The following is a 2,847-nucleotide window of genomic DNA, read 5'->3' on the forward strand; positions in this document are numbered from 1 at the left end:
TATTGGCTTTCTTTTTGAAACCGCTTTATGCCTGGTTCTGGCCGCATATGCTGCCGGAGTGTTTCTGTATCCGAACCAGTGCCAACAAAAAAGCCCTATCTGAATCAGATAGAGCTTTCCGACTTGTCCCGTTGGAAGACTAAACGTCTACCATTTACTGTATTGCACCTGGGGCGCAGGCAATGCTCCTGTATAACGGAATTATCCGGAAAACATACGAAAAGGCTTATCCGGCTATATAAACGTTGGTATTACGTCTGGCAAACTGATCGTAACTCTACCGTGACAATGAGAAACGAAGTTTAATGTCAATACCATTTTCCGTCTTTTTGTGGCTATGATGCTGTCAGCTTTTAACGCACACAATGAACGGCTTCATTCCGTTTGANTGTGTTCCGTATCAATACCGGAACACAGAGATTGGCGGGACAATTGCAGTTCGAGACCACATCTACCTTTACATNTCAGAGATATGTATGGAAAAAGCCGGCAGTAGCTCCAGTCATATGTTTTCACCGGAGAATCGTTCTGACGGTGTATCTCCTGTGAAAACCATTAAGAGGGGGGCGCCCGGAATTGGGGGAGTTTAAGGAAAGTTTAAAAAAAAGATCAATTAAAAATTCACACACAATTTTTTGTTTAAACAGTTGTGTGTGTTTTCTTTTGTTTAATATAGTTTAAGGCTCTGTAACTATCTGTTATTCAGTAGCTTACGAGGTCATTTTACGAGAAAGGCGGGGCATTTTACGAGGAATCCGGGGCATTTTACGAGGAATCCGGGGTATATTATGAGAAAGGCGGGGCATATTACGAGGAATCCGGGGTATATTACGAGGAATCCGGGGTACATTACGAGGAATCCGGGGTGATGCCGGAATTGCCCGTTTTTTACCAAATAACTCATTGATTACCAATTATTTGATAGTTATGGCATCCGCATGGGTATGGTAGTTATAACGAGAAATGCAGGGTATGGATTTCATTTTACGAGAAATACGGGGTGATCCCCATAAATAGGATAAGTCGTCCTGGCACAAGAGAGGCAAATACCCGCAATTTGGCCCAAAAAGCCATGTTAATCCGCCGTTTGTACGAGAAATGTAGGGTTAATTACCGGATTTTACGAGAAATACGGGGTAGTTCGGGTATATATATCGCCTTTTTACGAGAAATACGGGGTAAGTGTGATTCATCTGATTAGGCTTAGGCGCCTTTGATTTTTGATAAAAATTAAACTTTGTTAACAAATAATTGTATTAATTAACTAAAAAGGAGCCGTTTACGAAAATAGTTGTGGTTTTACGAGATATACAGGGTATTTTACGAGACATACAGGGTATTTGAGTAACTCCAAAATAGACATCTGCTTGCGATACTTATCCCCCATAGTAAATTGTTGTTTATCAGTTAGTTAACTATAGGTGTAAAAATCAGGGGTAATTATCGTCACAGCAACACCCCGTATTTCTCGTAAAAACAAAGTTGTCTGGTTTAAGTGACATGAAGAAGAAAGGTAATCCGCATTTGGTTGTTCAGTCAAATAATTTTCTGAATCTCAGGCATACGCTGAACATTCATGAGGCCAGAGTCTTTTTAACCATGGTTGCACAAATCGAACCTGATGATGTTGATTTTAATACCTATCGTATTGAAGTGACATCGTTCATGAAAAGTCTGGGTTTGAAAGGTAAGGGTGGATATACAATACTTAAGGAAGTCGCAGAAAGCTTAATTCAGAAAACGTTTAAACGTCTTGACCCCAAAGGATCATTTGAACTGATTGGCTATATCAGCTATGCGAAATACGTTGTCGGGCAAAGCTACATGGAGTTGTCGTTTGATCCGCGCCTGAAGCCTTATTTACTAAATCTTAAAGAAGCGTTTACCCAATACGATATACGCTACATTCTGACCCTGCGGTCGATCAATACCGTACGGTTATACGAACTTCTGAAGTCTAATGAATTTCAAAAAAAGGTAGAGTATTCATTTGACGAACTAAAGGAAAAGCTGAACCTGGCCGATAAATATGCGCGTTTTGCTGATTTTAAACTCTATGTTCTGGATCCTGCCCGGAAGGAACTCAAAAAACTAACAGATATCAGCTTTGACTATGCACCTGTCAAATCGGGTAAATCGGTTATCGGTGTCAGTTTTATTATTTACAGCCAGAAAAATACAGGTGAAGAGGCAATTGACCTGATTCCGGCTACCCCACTGGATATTCCTACCCTGATTATTGTTCCGACCGTTACCCCGGAAATGGTTCGCCTGTTTCAGCAAATAGAGCCCAATCTGACCCCTGACGATATTGGTGATTTTGTCAATGAATTGAATACCTCACAAAACCGGATACTGGATACCTTGCTTTATGCCATTAATGAGCGGCGGAAAGGTGTATTGATCAAGAGCATTTTTGCGTATGTAAAGGCTGGTCTTAAATCAAATCTTGGTAAAGGCCTTCATGCGGAAATGCTCCGTAAGGAACAGCAGAAAGCTGCCCTGAAACGAAAGCAGGCCGATAACCGGGAAATCAGCAAATGGAGAGCAGAGGAATTCGCGGATTATCTGGAATATTACTATACGCAAATCGGGCAGCAGGCTGATTCGGTTGTAAAGCATCAGTATTTCGCATACGTCAATCAGCAGATACAGGCAAATCCGCAATTAAAATCCTTGTATTATCAGGCCGACGGATCTGTGATCAAGGAAATGTTTCAGGTTACGCTGGGGAAAGCTTTGTCGAAAGAGCAGGGCGAAGATGAGGATCAGATTTTTATCAGTTTCTGTCAGGAAAAGAAGGGCGCAAACATTAAGCGGGAAGGCGATTTATGGATCAGGGCGGAC

At 41.5% G+C, this 2,847-nt stretch carries 2 protein-coding genes; one reads left to right on the plus strand and one right to left on the minus strand.

The features are described from left to right. Positions 1 to 353: 353 nt before the first annotated feature. On the minus strand, positions 354 to 449 hold the full coding sequence (locus tag BLX24_RS34240; protein WP_510185437.1) for a CVP-CTERM putative protein-anchoring domain-containing protein: 96 nt from the start codon (positions 447 to 449) through the stop codon (positions 354 to 356). Positions 450 to 1,500: 1,051 nt separating this feature from the next. On the opposite strand from BLX24_RS34240, the gene BLX24_RS29840 reads away from it, so the two are divergent. Then, positions 1,501 to 2,847 (plus strand): replication initiation protein (locus BLX24_RS29840; RefSeq protein ID WP_143092894.1); only part of this gene is annotated, 1,347 nt, incomplete at its 3' end.

This window comes from Arsenicibacter rosenii, assembly GCF_001870735.1.
Taxonomy (GTDB): Bacteria; Bacteroidota; Bacteroidia; order Cytophagales; family Spirosomataceae; genus Arsenicibacter; species Arsenicibacter rosenii.